General features: G+C 35.7%; 9 protein-coding genes. 7 read left to right on the top strand and 2 right to left on the bottom strand.

The window, feature by feature from the left end:
* Positions 1-47 precede the first annotated feature (47 nt).
* The 7 genes from CEF14_RS11800 to CEF14_RS11770 all read left to right on the top strand — a co-directional run bounded on the left by CEF14_RS11800 (position 48) and on the right by CEF14_RS11770 (position 11,694).
* The gene (locus tag CEF14_RS11800; protein WP_102693036.1) at positions 48-689 is read left to right on the top strand and encodes a DsbA family protein; all 642 of its coding nucleotides are present in this window, start codon (positions 48-50) and stop codon (positions 687-689) included.
* A complete protein-coding gene (locus CEF14_RS11795) occupies positions 679-1,083 on the top strand; it encodes a disulfide oxidoreductase (protein WP_102693035.1) in 405 nt (134 codons plus the stop codon). The genes CEF14_RS11800 and CEF14_RS11795 overlap by 11 nt, the downstream gene beginning before the upstream one ends.
* 788 nt (positions 1,084-1,871) lie before the next feature.
* Positions 1,872-4,553 carry a glucosaminidase domain-containing protein gene (locus tag CEF14_RS11790; protein ID WP_102693034.1) on the top strand — a complete coding sequence of 894 codons (2,682 nt, stop codon included), beginning with the start codon at positions 1,872-1,874 and terminating at the stop codon, positions 4,551-4,553.
* Positions 4,554-4,686: 133 nt separating this feature from the next.
* Entirely contained in the window at positions 4,687-5,157 is a 471-nt protein-coding gene (locus tag CEF14_RS11785; protein WP_102693033.1) for a VanZ family protein, read from the top strand.
* Positions 5,158-5,495: 338 nt separating this feature from the next.
* A complete protein-coding gene (locus CEF14_RS11780) occupies positions 5,496-7,325 on the top strand; it encodes a polysaccharide biosynthesis protein (protein WP_102693032.1) in 1,830 nt (609 codons plus the stop codon).
* A gap of 520 nt (positions 7,326-7,845) precedes the next feature.
* On the top strand, positions 7,846-8,268 hold the full coding sequence (locus CEF14_RS11775) for a hypothetical protein (RefSeq protein WP_102693031.1): 423 nt from the start codon (positions 7,846-7,848) through the stop codon (positions 8,266-8,268).
* A gap of 765 nt (positions 8,269-9,033) precedes the next feature.
* Complete coding sequence (locus CEF14_RS11770) at positions 9,034-11,694, top strand: toxin-antitoxin system YwqK family antitoxin (RefSeq protein ID WP_102693030.1); 2,661 nt, start codon at positions 9,034-9,036, stop codon at positions 11,692-11,694.
* Positions 11,695-12,166: 472 nt separating this feature from the next.
* Here CEF14_RS11770 and CEF14_RS11765 read toward each other — a convergent pair whose 3' ends face one another.
* Both CEF14_RS11765 and CEF14_RS11760 read right to left on the bottom strand, forming a co-directional pair.
* Complete coding sequence (locus CEF14_RS11765; RefSeq protein ID WP_102693029.1) at positions 12,167-14,701, bottom strand: hypothetical protein; 2,535 nt, start codon at positions 14,699-14,701, stop codon at positions 12,167-12,169.
* A gap of 217 nt (positions 14,702-14,918) precedes the next feature.
* On the bottom strand, positions 14,919-16,313 hold the full coding sequence (locus CEF14_RS11760) for a T9SS type A sorting domain-containing protein (protein WP_102693028.1): 1,395 nt from the start codon (positions 16,311-16,313) through the stop codon (positions 14,919-14,921).
* Positions 16,314-16,348: the final 35 nt, after the last annotated feature.

Raw genomic sequence — 16,348 nt, 5'->3', positions numbered from 1 at the left:
TTACTTAATTACACTACATGATGTAGTTCGAAAAGGAGAGTTTTAATATGTCTAAAAAAATATTTTGGATTATTGGTATTTTAGCAGTATGTGTTATTGCTGTGATTATGTTAAATGGAAAAAGTGGAAAGTCTTCGACGATTGATTATAAGGATCAACCATTTTTAGGTGAAAAATCAGCACCCGTTGAAATTGTTGAATTTGGTGATTATAAATGTCCTCATTGTAGCGAGTTCAACAAAAATGTTTTACCTTACATCGTTCAGCAATTCGTCCAAACAGGGAAAGCTAAACTTTACTTTATGAATTATGCATTTATTGCCCCAGATTCCAAAACGGCAGCACTATTTGCTGAAACCGTTTATCAACAACTGGGCAACGAGAAGTTCTGGAAATTCCATGAATTATTATTCGCAAACCAAACAACAAAAGATGGTAAAGAAAATACGATGAACGAAGCCTTTTTGAAAACCTTATTATCCAAAGTAGCAAGCAAAGATGAAACTGAAAAAGTAGCAAAAGCTTTCGAGGAAAATAAAGCAAACGCTGCCTTTGACAAAGATATGAAAACAGCAAACAAACTAAAAGTCCAAGCAACTCCTTCAATCTTCATCGGGGGTAAAGAATTCAAAGGCAAAACAATGGATGACTTTGCGAAAATGGTAGATGAGGCTGCAAATGGTAAATAAACCCCTACTGTTAGCATGGATTACATCGATTATTGCGATGGGGGGAAGCCTGTTTTTCAGCGAATATATGGGCTTCATCCCCTGTACACTTTGCTGGTATCAGAGAATCATGATGTATCCTCTCGTTATCTTCCTTGGACTTGCTTTTTATCATAACGACAAAAATATATATAAATATATTCTACCAATCTCAATCATTGGCTTGATAACATCTGCCTATCACTATGCACTCCAAAAAATTCCGTCCATGCACGAATTCGCAACATGCTCAAGCGGCGTGCCATGCTCTGGACAATATATCAATTGGTTCGGTTTCGTGACGATTCCATTTCTAGCATTCATTGCTTTTACAATCATCACCATTTCAATGATCATACTATGGAAACGTAAATAAAGTTTACTAACCAGGAATGTTGGATTAACAACATTCCTGGTTTTTTATATGGTAACATTGTCCGCGGCAGAAACTGGTGGTTGATTGGAATCGTAGCCGCGCCCAATGAGAGCAATCGAAAAGAGATCCGATAGAACTTAAATTGTTGTAAATGAGAGTAAATGACCGAAAGTCGCGAGTAAACCACCCGAGAACGCGAGTAAACCCACCAAAGTCGTGAGTAAACCACCCGAGAACGTGAGTAATCACCAAACGCAAGAGTAATCAAATACTCACCCCCATTGATCGCGGCAGAAAATAGAGTTAAACGAAAATCGTAGCCGCGCCCAATAAGAGCAATCGAAAAGAGATCCGATAGAACCTAAATTGTTGTAAATGAGAGTAAATGACCGAAAGTCGCGAGTAAACCACCCGAGAACGCGAGTAATCACCAAACGCAAGAGTAATCAAATACTCACCCCCATTATTCGCGGCAGAAAAAAGAAGCTCAACGAAAATAGCAGCCGCGCCCGATGAGAGCAATCCAAAAGAGAGCAAGTAGAACCTAAATTGTTGTAAATGAGAGTAAATGACCGAAAGTCGCGAGTAAACCACCCCAGAACGTGAGTAAACCCACCAAAGTCGCGAGTAAACCACCCGAGAACGCGAGTAATCTCCAGATTCCAACCCACGCCCTCTCCAAATCTATCAATATTTCAATAAAACTCCAAATTCCCCTTATACAAATCCCTTAAAACCATGCTATAGTTAATAAAAATCCATCATTTTCATAGAAAGGAAGGATCAACATGTCTTCATATCAAAAGACAACGAAAAGGTTAACAACAGCAGTGATCTCAGCAGCTATGCTTGCATCCTCTATATCGATGGCACTTCCTGCGTTAAAAGCAGATGCAAAGACAGCTGTTACGCAACCTACCAATAAAGTAAAACAAACCAATACTAGTAAACTGGGTCAACTCAAAAGCGAGAAAGCGATTATTTATAAATCACCAACTGCAACAAAAGGAACAACAGCAGGGATCCAAAAGCTGAAACTTACTTATTACATAAACAAAACAGCAGTATATAACAAGACAACCTATTACCAAGTGAGTAACTACAAAAACTCTACACAACCAGCAGTTGGGTGGGTGAAAGCAAAAGATCTTACAACCAAAACGTATACGATTACCAAAAATAGTACGACACCTAGATATATAATGGGAACAGGTAAAGGATACACAAGACCATGGGGTGGAGAGCGTAATATCCTTTTCACTTCTTTATCTAAAGACAAAGGAAAACGATTCAATACAAAAACAACTGAAAAAGTTGGGAATGAAACATGGTATAGTGGCACATTAAATGGACAAACGGTGTGGTTAAAATCGGATCAGCTCACAACGAAAAAACCAACAACAGTAGTCAAACCAGTACTTACATCGGTCAATAGACTTGGTCGCATCAATACACAAATTGCCAATATCTATCCAGACATTCATAACCTAAAAAAATCATCACAAGCAACCGAAAAGAAACTCGGCAAAACCTATTACATTACACAACAAGCGACAATTGGCAAAGATATCTACTTCCAACTTAGCACTCATCCAACTAGCACCTCCGCTAAATTTGGTTGGATCAAAAGTTCAGATATCAAAACAGTAACGCAAGCAACGGCCTCAATCCCAAAAACGGAGCAAGCCTTAAATGGAACAGGAGCAGGCTACAGCATTCAATGGGGAGGCAAAAACGACATTATCGAGAAATCATTAACTGCCTATAAAGACAAAAAATTCATTATTAAAAAAGCACTCAAAGCAGGAACTGAAATTTGGTATCAAGGAACAACTACAAACAACACGAATATTTGGGTATCTTCAACACAAGTCAAAAACTATACAAAACCGAGTACACCAGCTCCTGAAGAGCCAACAGATCCATCAACAGATCCAACAAAACCAGAAACACCGGAACAACCTGTAGCAACTGCCATTACAAAAGTCGGCACACTTAAAAGTACCACAACCAAAATCTATCAAGATTTAACCGATTTAACCAAAACAGTTGAAGCGGGTACGACCTATACAAAGGAAACCTTCTATGTATTTAAACAAGCTACGGTAGATAACAAAACCTACTACGAAATCAGTCGAACAGACGGTACAAAGACGAAAGCAGTAGGTTGGGTAGAAAAAGGACAAGTTACCTTATCAGATATCACTTCTTCTACCGCGACTAATATCAAACTGTATCTAACAGGCTTCGGCAAAGCTTATAATATTTCAAATGGCACAACAAATAACGTCGTTTATAGCTCGCTTGCAAACTATCGGGCAACGGCCTTTACTGCTAAGAAAACAGAAGTCATTAACGGTACTACTTATTATCAAGGATCTATTGGTGGTAAAACCGTCTGGATTACCCCCGATCTAACAGGGAACAACTATCTAGCAGAGAATTTGAGAAAGACTTCAAATATTACGCAGAAAGAAATGCAAGACTATCTCATAAAGAAAAAAGGAACTAGCATCACAACCAATAATCTATATAAAATGATTCCAGCATTTCTGAAAGTTCAAGAGAAGTATGGGGTCAATGCACAATTTATGTTTGCCCATGCTATTTGGGAAACTGGATGGGGAAGTTCATTAATCTCACAATATAAAAACAATTTCTTCGGCTATCAAGCATATGACTCAGCACCATTTACATGTGCCTTATATTTTCCAACTGGACAAGCTGGACTTGAATACTATGCCGATGCAATCTACAACAAATATCTAAAAGCTGGTGCCATTTATAACAACGGTGTTAGCATTGCAGGGATGAATACAAAATATGCAACAGACCAAACTTGGGGTCGCAACATTGCGAGACTAATGGAAGAGATGAAACCTTATGATAGTAACTACTATGCAGCTCAACCTATTAGTACGTTGAATCCAGCACCGATCTCGATAGTCTATGATCACATCATTCCATCAGACAAGCCGCAGCCCGATACATTCTTTACATTTGACAAAGGGATCACGGCGACAGCAACAGTACTTACCCCTGTCTACTCAATGCCGTATGCAACAGCAGCTCGACAAATTGGCACTCTAACATTAGGACAGCAAGTTGCTATTTTAGGTCATAACAAAGATATCTGGGACTATGAAGATAGCAACGGTAACTTCAAAGGTCGCTGGTTCCGCGTCAGCTTTAATGGCAATGAACAAGCATGGATTAGAAGTGACTATTTAAACATTCAAAATCTAGCAGTCACAAACGTAGACGGTTGTAATGTTCGCGACAAAGCAACAACAAAAGACTCTACTATTGTAACGACACTTAACAAAGACAACTATCTAAAACTAGTAACTGATGCCAAAGGTCAAGTGGTAACAGCAAAAGACGAAAACAATAAGACTTGGTATCAAATCTACATCCCAGGCACAACCACAAAAGCCTGGATTAGCTCATCAATTGTTATGAAATTCTAAAAAAATGTGGCTCTAATCATTTTCCGGATTAGGGCCACATTTTATTTAAAAAAAAACAACCATCACAAGCTCAAAAGAATTGATCGATAGACAACGCATATTATGTAGTAAAGAAGGCTAAACTTTTTACATCATGCTCTTCACTAACGAAGTATCGAAGGATGTTCTTATGAGAAAAAGTTACTTTGCACCGTTCATGGCCATTATATGGCTAATCGTAATCTACAAGATCACGGCTTCTCCTTCTGCGACGGGGTCTAATACAATGAGTATTATTCAATCATCGTTGGGATTAAGTGAGTCAGCTTCGGATTTCTTGAATTTCATCATCCGGAAGCTGGCACATATCATCGTGTTCGGTTTTTTAGCAATCCTGTTATACTTTATCTTTAAGAAAAATCGATTTTTCTGGGCCTGGCTTTGCACAACGCTCTACGCAGGGACCGATGAATTTCATCAATTATTAGTAAGCGGAAGAACATCATCATTCGATGATGTGATGCTAGACTCTTTTAGTGCTGCTGTAGCTTTACTCTTACTGATCAGTACAATGACAAGATGGAAACAGATAAGCAACAACAGACCACATCGAAAAACCGCCTAATCTAAAAGGATTAGGTGGTTTTTTATTACAAAAACATTCAAAACGAAGCTTAAACAGCAGATTCATACCAAATATACATGGCGTTATCACTGTGTACCCCAGTTTCTGTATAGGTTATAAAATCTATAAGGAACGAATTTTTTAACCTATTTCACCTAGTGAAATTTAAAATTCAACTGTTTTGTAAAAAAATTAAAGACCATTTCACTATCAATTTCAGCACAAATTCTCCAAATTTCTCGAAGGAACGAATTTTTTAGTCATAGGTAATAAAAAAGCACCATATAATGAAACAGTTTATATAGTAGATTCAATTTTGAGATGAAGGAGGATTCGAAGTGCCATATAATAAAAGACTGCCATTACTCATGCTACTAGATTCTATAATTGTTTGCGAAGCAATATTCTTTGGGTATTTTTTAGTAGATCCTCTAATGCAGACCTATTCGATGTCATTGCTTTGGGTCAGTTCTATCACATTATTAATTAGTCATCACATTTTTGCGACGATGTATCGCTTGTATCAAAATGCATGGGAGTATGCGAGCATTGGAGAATTATTAGCTATCGTAAAGGCTGTGACATTTTCATTTCTTACAACAGCGGTTGTTCAACTAATCGCTTTTCAGCAAATGAATATACGTGTTTTAGCAATTACTTGGATGATGCATGTGATTTTTATTGGGGGCTCAAGATTTTCATGGAGAGTTTTCCGAGATCGTTTTATCGCACCAAACCCAGATAAAAAACGCACATTAATCGTTGGAGCAGGATCTGCTGGTACGATGGTGGTTCGACAATTGTTAAAAAATCAAGAAACTGATCTGTACCCAATTGCATTTGTAGACGATGATCCGAAAAAAATAAAGTTACAGATATTCGGAGTTGAAGTAAAAGGGAAAATTCGAGACATTCCAAAACTAGTAGAAAAATTAAAAGTCGAGAATATTGTCATTGCAATTCCCTCTCTTACAAAATTAGAAATTAAAAGAATCTACGAAGAATGTGCAAAAACAAAAGCAAAAACGAAGATTATGCCTTCTATAGAAGACCTCGTTTCAGGGAAAATTTCCATCAACCAATTGAGAGATGTACAAGTGGAAGACCTATTGGGCAGAGAGCCAGTAGAATTAGACATGACCAGTATTGCTGGCGAAATAACAGGGAAAACAGTGTTGGTAACAGGAGCAGGGGGGTCAATAGGATCTGAAATTTGCCGACAAATTTGCAAATTCTATCCGAAACGGTTATTACTACTTGGGCATGGTGAAAATAGTATTTACACAATCGACATGGAGCTAAGAAACAGCTATCAAGATGAAATAGAGTTAATCCCAATCATCGCGGATGTTCAAGATCAAGGTAGAATTTTTGAGATCATGGCCAAATTTTTACCCGATGTCGTTTATCATGCAGCAGCGCATAAGCATGTGCCATTAATGGAAGAAAACCCAACCGAAGCAGTGAAGAATAATATCTTCGGAACAAGAAATGTAGCAGAAGCGGCTCATGCATTTGGAGTGGCAAGCTTCGTCATGGTCTCTACAGATAAAGCCGTCAATCCACCCAATATTATGGGGGCAACAAAGCGTTTTGCTGAAATGATCGTACAAAATTTAGCAAAAGAGAGCACTACAAAATTTGTCGCAGTCCGCTTTGGCAATGTATTAGGAAGCCGTGGCAGTGTCATCCCACTCTTCAAAAAGCAAATCGCAGCAGGCGGTCCCGTAACAGTAACACATCCAGACATGACAAGATATTTTATGACAATTCCGGAAGCATCTCGGCTCGTCCTTCAGGCTGGTGCGCTGGCAAGAGGTGGGGAAGTATTCGTCTTGAATATGGGGGAGCCCGTTAAAATCGTGGACCTAGCAAAGAATCTAATCACACTATCAGGCTATACGGAAGAGGAAATCGGCATCGAGTTTTCAGGTATCAGACCCGGCGAAAAACTATTTGAAGAACTACTAAACGACAACGAAATTCAGAAAAAGCAAGTATTTCCGAAAATCTTCATCGGCAAAGCAGAACCCATCAACAAACAAGAACTGTACAAAGTAATGGAGACATTATTACATCTAAATCCCGAAGAAATAAAAGAAACCATCATCAAAATGGCAAACACCAAAATCAGCGAAAAATCAAACTTAACCAAAGCAGGTGCTTAAAAAAATCAAAACCAACTCACCAACAATTGTTGATGAGTTTTTTTAATTTGGATTCCATTGACCGGGAAGAGATTGATAGAAATAGCAGCCACTCCTGATCAAGCAATCCAAAAGAAACCGAATAGGACCTAAATTGTTGGAATCGCAAATAAAACGCCGAAAGTCGCAAATAAACTGAACAAACTCGCGAGTAAATCCACCGAGAGCGCGAGTAAATCTCCCAAACTCGCGAGTAAACCAACAAACTTTGCCAGCTTCATTTTTTAATAGAGAAAATTGTTGATTTAAAATCCTTGCCAGAATCCTTAAAAAACATCCCTATAATTCTCTAGTATGAAAGACATAATTGGATAGGAATACAAATACAATGATCAAAAGAGCAAATAAACAAGTAACGCCCAAAACGAATACTACAATTCTAAATTGATTTTCAATGACTAATTCACCATCTTAGTTTAAACATCATTATGCCTTAGAACATATGAAACTCTGGCTTCAAATAACTTGAAGGGGGATCATGATGAAACATTTAATAGACACGCAATTTGATCTGGCCATATTATTGGCACTAGATGAAATTGGAGAACCAACGAGTATTGAAAGAATTGTTTTTAAAACAAAAAAGTTCTGGTTAAGATGGAAAAAGCAAAGTAAAAAGCAAGAGGTCACAAGGATTAGAGGACGTTTATCTAAGTTGACCAATAGGGGAATTGTTATAGTGAAGAAAAATCATGCAAAAGCATCCTATTCTTTAAATCCAGAATATGAACCAAGTGCTATTATTGGAGAGTACTTAGACGAGTTATTCAAAGATGTTCCCATCACCATCTGGGGGAATGAGGTACTTTTTGATTATGAAGAAGTAAATGAAGATTCTCTTATTTTCACGTTACCAGAGATTCGAGAGAGTATATTCAAATACGGTTTTTCAGAATATGTTTAAAATAGAATGTTATTGAATACAACGCCATCTGAGAGGATAAAGCTTTCAGATGGACTTTTTTATATGGAGTAATCCACTTCTCCGTTTCCCCATAATGATTCCACCACTCGATCACATCCTTTTGAATAATCCACTATAAGAGATTAACGAGCAAAATCCTTAAAGGACCAATTAATAGTTAAGGAAACAATCACTAAAATTGAATGAAAACCATCTGCTATTTTATTACAAAATCCATCATTTTCGTAACAATTGTAATAGTGATACTATATCTTGGAATCTGTCATTGAATAGCTAAATGGGATCTTCAAAAAAATTTAAAAATCTTCTGATAAAAAAACATTATATATAAAGGAAGAAACTCAAAATATTCAGATATTCCGAATGGGAGATATGTGTTTTTACGAAAAAATAGATTTATTTCATTTATATGCAAATATTACAACCGAAAAAATACATAAAAATCACTTAAAATTAGTAGATTATTATTCTCTAAAATAAACCTATATACCTATGTATTGGGATTGAATTGTATTAATCACAGATAATTTGTAAAAACATTGTAATTTGTGAAAATATGTATAATGATTTTCTGTTTATTTTGATAAAATAGTGATATTAGACTTTATTTGTTGAATATTTTTACAGAAAAAAAGGTGGAAATTCTCCCTCCAATAGTCGATAATTAGGCTAAGCATGATTAGCTGATGAAACATACAAACCAGCAAAATGCTAATCATATCCAATAAGGGAGGATTTTAATTCATGGCAAATTTCAAATTTGTTAAGTCTGCAACAGCACTTGTTCTTGGTGCTTCTGTACTTACTAGTGCAGTAGTAGTTCCAGGCGCAAATGCTTCAGCAAAAACTACTTACAAAGTGAACAAAAACGGTACACTTGTAAACGCAAAAACAAACAAAACAGTGAAAGGTTACGTATCATATAAAGGTAAACTTTATAAAGACGGTAAAAAATTCACTGGCCTTTACAACAAAAAGTATTACTATAAAAGTGGCGTAAAAGCTACAGGTACTTATAAAGGTGCTTACTACGTAAAAGGCGTTAAAAAAGTAACTACTGGTACTTATAACGGTAAATACTATGTAAAAGGCGCTCTTTACACTGGTAAAACTTCTAAAAACGTATATTACGTAAAAGGTGTTAAATTCACTGGCGTAACTAAATACGGTTATACTTACAAAGACGGTAAACGCGTTGAAGGCGAATACAATGGTAAAGTTTACACTAACGGTAAACTAGTTACTGGCGTATACAAAGACAAACTTTACAAAGCAGGCGTACTTGTTAAAGGTTTCGCACTTGAAAAAGAAAAACTTTACAAAGATGGCGTACTTAACATTGGTCTTGCATTATTCCAAGAAAAACTATACAAAGATGCTGGTCTTGCAAACGGCGTAATTGAATACAACAACGACACTAACGCTTACGAAAACGGTGTTGTAGTTCCAACTGCAGTTGCTTCTGTAAGCGCAGCTAACCAATCAGAAATCACACTTTCTGGTGCTGCTCTTGGTAAACTAAAAGCTGCTGATATCACAGTTGCTGGAAATGAAGTTGTTTCTGTAACTCCATCAGCTGATTGGAAAACAGCTACAGTTAAATTAAACGGTACTTTACCTGCTAACACTGATGTTAAAGCATCTGTAAAAGTTGGTACTGAAACTAAAGATTTCACAGTTAACTATAAATTTGGACCAAAAGCTGTTGCTCTTCAAACTGCTACTTTTGATGATGATAGAAAAGATCAAAAATTAACTGTATTAGTAGATGGTGTTCCAACTTCAGTTGATTATTTGGTATCAGCAGGATATTCTGTACAAATTCGTGCATGGAATAACTCAGGAGTTGATAAAACTAATGATTTATTTGGTTCTGCAATAAGCACAGATGGTAAATTTATTAATACTGCAGCATTACCAACAGGTGCTTACAAAGCACAAGTAACAATTGCTAAAGGATCAACAATTTTAACATCTGACAAAGTAGATTTTAATATTGCTAACATTGATAATTCTGCAACAACTATTAAAGAAGCAGATTTAAAAGTTGGCGGAGCATTCGTTTCCAATAGTAATACTTTAGTAGTTGGCGAAACAGCTCAATTCGATTATTTACTTGTTGGTACTGGATCAAGTTCTGCTGAATACGGAACAACTGGTTATACTGTAAAATCTTCTGATCCAACAGTAGTATCTGTTAATCCAACTAATAATGTAATCACAGCTAACGGTATTGGTACTGCAACACTTACAATTACTGTAGGAACTGTTACAAAACAAGTAACAGTAAATGTTAAAGGTACTGCACGTAAAATTGCTAAAGTAACACCAAGTTCAAGCTCAGTAAAACTAATTGTTGGTGGAACAAATACAACTTCATTTACTGCAACTGACCAATATGGCGATCCATTTGCTGCAGCTACAGGTGATATCAATGAAGTTTATCCTTCTTCATTAACTAGTGTAACTGGTGATTTAACAACATCTGCTGCTTCTGGTAAAGGTTCATTATCGTTTGCTCCAACAGTTGCTGGTCAAACTGGTACTGTAACATTTAAAGATGTAGATGGAAATGTATTGGGTAGCTTTGTAGCAACAACAACAGCAGTTAATAATTCATCTAAACTAGATTTAGCATATGATGCATCATCTCTATCTTCTGATGATACATTAAATGGAGATTTAGCAAGTGACAATTCAGTTGCTTATAAAGTTAAAAAATATTCATCAGAAGGCGTTTATAATGGTGACGTTTCTGACTTATCTAATTATCAAGTTCTATACAATAAGGATATTATTAGCTTAGATACAACTGCATTAACTGGCGGTGCAGGTAATGGTAAAGCTGACAATGGAGATGTAACATTAGGTACAGGTTCATTCTTTAAATTTAATGCTAAAAAATCAGGTACTACAACTGTTACTGTTAAAGATGCTGCTGGCAATGTAGTAGCTACTAAAACAATCACAGTTTCAATGGGTGCTTCTAAAATTACTGGTGTAACTTGGAAATCACCTGCAACAATTGATTATAATACTACAACGCTTAACTATAAATCTGTATTAGATGTAACAGATGGTGTAACTGGTAAAGATGCTATTCTTAACGGTGTTACTTTAGATGCAACTTCAGCTCACAAAGTTCGCATTGATGCTACTGATAATATCTATGTAGATGTAAATGATGATGGTACAAAAACTGCTGCAGATTTAGTAATTGGTAAATTGGTTGTATCATATACTCCAGTATCTACAACTGGTACTGTAACTCCTGGTACAAATGCAGTTGATAATGTAACAGTAGCTGGTCCTGTTGAAGGTGTATTAACTTATAAAGTAGTTGATACAACAACTGCTGGTAACCCAGTTGTTGCAACTAAGGCAATCAATATTAACGTAAAATAATTAGTATAGAAAGTTTAGGTTCTTATTTGGGCAAAATCCCATAATAAAGACTCTTAGTGGTCAACCAAACATTCTTAAATGAATTAGACCTCGCTCTCTTTAGAGAGTGAGGTCTTTTCTTTTTTATTTAAGAAGATAAATCTAGGTGTTAGATTGAAGTTAAGGCTTTTAACTGTAATAAAGGGAGTCTGAAATATATTAGATAGAGATTGAGATTTTACCCCAAATCTATATAAATGTATAGAAATAAAAACAACTTACTATTTTATTCATTTTCTACTTCAATGCAAGGTGGAAAATTGGAAAATTGATTTGAGTAATATAATGCTATTAATTTTTGGATGTCTACTAGCGAAAGTGTTCAATCAACAAATATACAGAATTTATTTAATCGCCGAAGGTGCTATAAAAAAGATCTTAATCATAACAGATTAAGATCATCTTTATAAATCTTTATAAGTGACACCAAAAACTATAAAGTCACAACAATCCCGTTATCTGCTATATCCGCTTTATTATTAGCTTCATCTACAATTTGATAATCATCGGATGTTAAGATCACGCCACTTGTAAAGTCAGTAGTTGTTAATTCTTTATTGATCGTTAGAGTTACTTCTTTGTTAGCTGTAGTTGTTTTGGATACCGATGCAACTGTGCCTGTTACTTCTTTACCACCAATAGTTAGTTTGTATGTTGTGTCATTATTAACTTTTACGGCTTCACTGAATGTCACAATCACAGTTGTTGAGCCTGGGTTTGCAGGGTTATTGGAATCGGCTGGTGTTGCTTTTACAATTTTAGAAACTTTTGCTGAAGAAATTGTTGGTTTTACATTTTCGTTGAATGATTTAGTTGTCACAAAATCATCCATCGTGTTACCGTTTAGTGCTTTGATGCCTTTAATTTTTACAGTACGGTTTCCAGAATAGTTGTTTGAACCAGAGACAAGTTTTACTGTAGCTACACCATTTGCATTTAAAGTGACAGAGTCAACGATCGCACCTGCTACGTAGTAGTTATCTTTATGGACTATTGTTGAATTGTCCATAGCTACATCCGTACCGAAGTCCACTGTAAATGTATCATTGTCCACAACAGTCACTTGTTTGTCCGTTATGACTGGTTTTGCATTATCTTTGTCTTCACCGCGTGTGAATGAGAATGCAGATTTTTTGGCAGTATTTTGGTTATCTGCTACGTCGGCAAATACATTTGCGATTAAGTCTACTGTGTAAGTAGTATCTTTTTCGAGTGCTTTATCTTCAAACTTTAGTTTAGATAATGCAATTGTGTATTGAGTTGAAGACCCTGGTACCGGTGTTAAATCTGCAGCTTCAAACTTTATATTGCCTGTAGCTGTCACATAGTTTTTAACAGCTTTTGCTGGTAGAATGATTGTACCTGAAGCAACTAGTGTTGTATCTTCACTGGTTGTAAGGGTTAATACTTGTTTGTCGTCTTTATCCATAGAAAGTGAAGCAGTTACAGTTGGTTTGACAGTATCAGCTACAAAATTGATGATTTGATTGAATGCTTTCCCAGCTTCCCCAGATAGATCCGTGTATGATTTGTCAGCTATTGATACATTCACTAAGCCTGATACTGCAGAATTTAACTCTACCATGTATTTTGTTTTATCTGTTTTATCTTGAGTGATTGTTTTGATGGAAGCGTTCGAACCAGAAATAGCTAGGTCTGTTTTGTCAAACTCTTGAACCCCTTCAGAGAATTTGATGGTGAATTTTTTGGCATTTATAGGTGTTACACTAGTAACCCCTGGTGCTACACCATCTTTTTCACCTTTTTGAATGGTGACAGAGAATGGTGTTTCAAGGATATTGGTAGCATAGTCCGTTAAACCCGTGAATGCTACTTTAATATCTTTGCCAGCTGTCACAGTGGAAGGTAATACAATTTTAATAGAAGAACCTTCAATTGTGATATTATCCGCTGGTACTTGAATAGAAGAACCATCTGTATATTTTAATACGATTAATCCTAAATCATTGATGGGTTCAGAAAAATTAAAAACAAAGGTAGAAGCATTTTGTTTTGTAAAATCCACATAGGTTGGAGCCGTTTTATCATCGACTCTTACAATTTGAGTGTTGGCTGCGAATTTTTCTTTAGTCGTTGTTTCTACTTGATCTGTTACTTCTACCGCGTAGGAACCAGAGAAAATCGTACCAGAACTAGCTGTGATGATTACTGATTTTTTATCTGCTGATACTTCAGCTGTTAAATCCGTTAGAGTAGAGGAACCCACTTTTGTCACTGTTATATTTTTCAACCTATTTGCTTCCCCGATAATCGTTGATGCATCTATTGAACGATTGAAAGTAATTTTAATTTGTTTTGCGTTTACGGTTTCCAAAGACTTTACTTTAGGGCCAACAACAAGTCCACCTTCAAATGCTTTTTCAACCCCGTTATCTAGGTATGTATCATTTGCTAGATCCGCATCAAAATAGTATTTTTCATTGAATAGTGCTAGTCCTACATTGAGTACGCCATCTTTATAAAATTTGTCTTTATAAAGACCCGTATCAACCACTTTTTTACCTTTTACATAGTATGCATTTTCATAAGTACCAGTGGTTACTTTTTTGATCCCCTTCACATAGTAAGCACCGGCATAAGTACCTGTTGCGACTTTTTTGATTCCCTTCACATAATAAGCACCAGCGTAAGTACCTGTGGTTACTTTTTTAACACCTTTTACGTAGTAAGCCCCTTTGTAAGTACCAGTAGCTTTCACACCGATTTTGTAGTAGCGTTTGTTGTAAATACCAGTAAAAGATTTACCGTCTTTAAATAGTACACCATTAAAAGACTTGTACCCTTTAATGAATTTATTTGTTTTTGCATTTACGAGAATGCCATTTTTAGTCACTTTGTAAGTGGTTTTTGCAGAAGCCTCTGCACCTGAATGGACTACTGAAGTTGTTAGAACTGAAGCTCCAAGTACTAGAGCAGTTGCGGTTTTAGCAAGTTTATACTGTAACACGAATAATATCCTCCTTTTTTATATGTGATTATCAATTTTGTCCATCACTTCTATTCTAATTATCAACTATATAGGTTTAATTTACCATAATTTTGAGCGAAAATATTCAAATGATTTAAGAGGATTTAGTTTATGGGTTATGGTAGGTGGATTGATGTTAAAAACCCTTGCATTTGTCGAAATGCAAGGGTTTTTATAAAGTTTGGTAATTTGATTGTTATTTTTCCTTTTTAAAATTCACTTTTGTTTTAGAACTTTCTAATTGACCTGATTTTTGGATTGTTACGTAAATTGTACCAGCTTTTTTGCCAAGGTTTAATTTACTTACTTTCACTGTAGTAGAAGTAGCAGTGGATTTCTTTAACAATTTACCTTTTGAGTTATAGATACGAACCACAATTTGTTTACTTACTTTTTTTACGGTAACTGTATCTTTGGCACCTTTTTTGTTTGTTACTGAAATATTTTTTGTGGAAGGAGCAGCAGATTTAGTTTTTGTGTAAACATTGATTGTATATGGTTTATTCACTGTGTTTGAATTATCTGTCACACGAACGTAGTACAACCCTTGCGGTAAGTAAGTCGAGAATGAAGATGATCCTGAATTTGTATTTTTGGTAGTAAATTTACCAACTTCTCCGCCCATTTCGTTATAAATGGTTACTAACCAAGAAGTATTAGCCTTATTACGAAGTGAAAATACTGTGTACGTATTATTCTTTTTGATCTCTGCACGATAATAGTCAAAATCACTTGTTGTTGAGATGATTCCTGTATAATTAGTAGCGAATGGAATGACTGTTGCACTAGACATGGAGTCGTTATTTTCTTGTTCAACGTTTTGGTTTGTATTCGTAGAAACTTTAAAGTTGTATCGTTCATTAGCGTATTTAGGTGAATCCATTTGTCGAACAACTACATAATAAGTACCACGTGATAATCCTACATTTTTTGTTACTTTCCCTGAATTTGCATCTTTACTTCTCAATCGTAGATATTCTCTTTCACTGGCATCATAGATCACAGCGTCCCATTGTACATCTTTATGATTGCTTAAATTTAAAGTAATGTTACTGTTAGCTCTTACTGTGAATTTATAGCTATCTTGGTCATTGCTTGAACTGATATTTCCGTAATATGCTTTGTTAAGTGAAATAGCATTCGCATCTTGAAGTAATGTATTATCTTCTTTTTCAAAATCTGAGCGAGCACTGTATTTTACTTGGAAAAGGCTAGCTGTTGTATCAAAGTTGCCCCAGTTACCTTTGATTTGTAAAGTATAAGTTCCTTTAGGAATGCCAATTTCTTTCTTCGTTGAATTGCCATTTAAGATATATGTTGTCGAAGTCATTGTTAGTAATTCTTTTTGGTTCTTGTTTGTTAGCACCATATCCCATTTTGCATTAAGATTATTTTTCATTTCTAATGTAACGACACCGTCTTTAGGAATATTAAGTGTATACGTTTCGCCCTGAACGGTTTTGATAAATTCGGTTTTCCATGTGTTAAATGCAAGGTTTCCTGCAGCTGCACGTGCGTGAGATATATTAAAACCAACTGCACATAAAGTGAACAGCAAAACAAGAGAACAATACTGAATAACTCTTTTCACTAAATCCAACTCCTTAGTATTAATATTTTATACCT

The sequence above is a fragment of the Rummeliibacillus pycnus genome (genome assembly GCF_002884495.1).
Taxonomy (GTDB): domain Bacteria; phylum Bacillota; class Bacilli; order Bacillales_A; family Planococcaceae; genus Rummeliibacillus; species Rummeliibacillus pycnus.
Note: the sequence above shows the minus strand (reverse complement) of the source record. Positions and strands in the feature narration are given on the sequence as shown.

What these genes read in the sequence shown, in the direction of transcription:
- CEF14_RS11800 (WP_102693036.1), top strand. Translation starts at nt 48, where the DNA reads ATGTCTAAAAAAATATTTTGGATTATTGGTATTTTAGCAGTATGTGTT.
- CEF14_RS11795 (WP_102693035.1), top strand. Translation starts at nt 679, where the DNA reads ATGGTAAATAAACCCCTACTGTTAGCATGGATTACATCGATTATTGCG.
- CEF14_RS11790 (WP_102693034.1), top strand. Translation starts at nt 1,872, where the DNA reads ATGTCTTCATATCAAAAGACAACGAAAAGGTTAACAACAGCAGTGATC.
- CEF14_RS11785 (WP_102693033.1), top strand. Translation starts at nt 4,687, where the DNA reads ATGCTCTTCACTAACGAAGTATCGAAGGATGTTCTTATGAGAAAAAGT.
- CEF14_RS11775 (WP_102693031.1), top strand. Translation starts at nt 7,846, where the DNA reads ATGAAACATTTAATAGACACGCAATTTGATCTGGCCATATTATTGGCA.
- CEF14_RS11770 (WP_102693030.1), top strand. Translation starts at nt 9,034, where the DNA reads ATGGCAAATTTCAAATTTGTTAAGTCTGCAACAGCACTTGTTCTTGGT.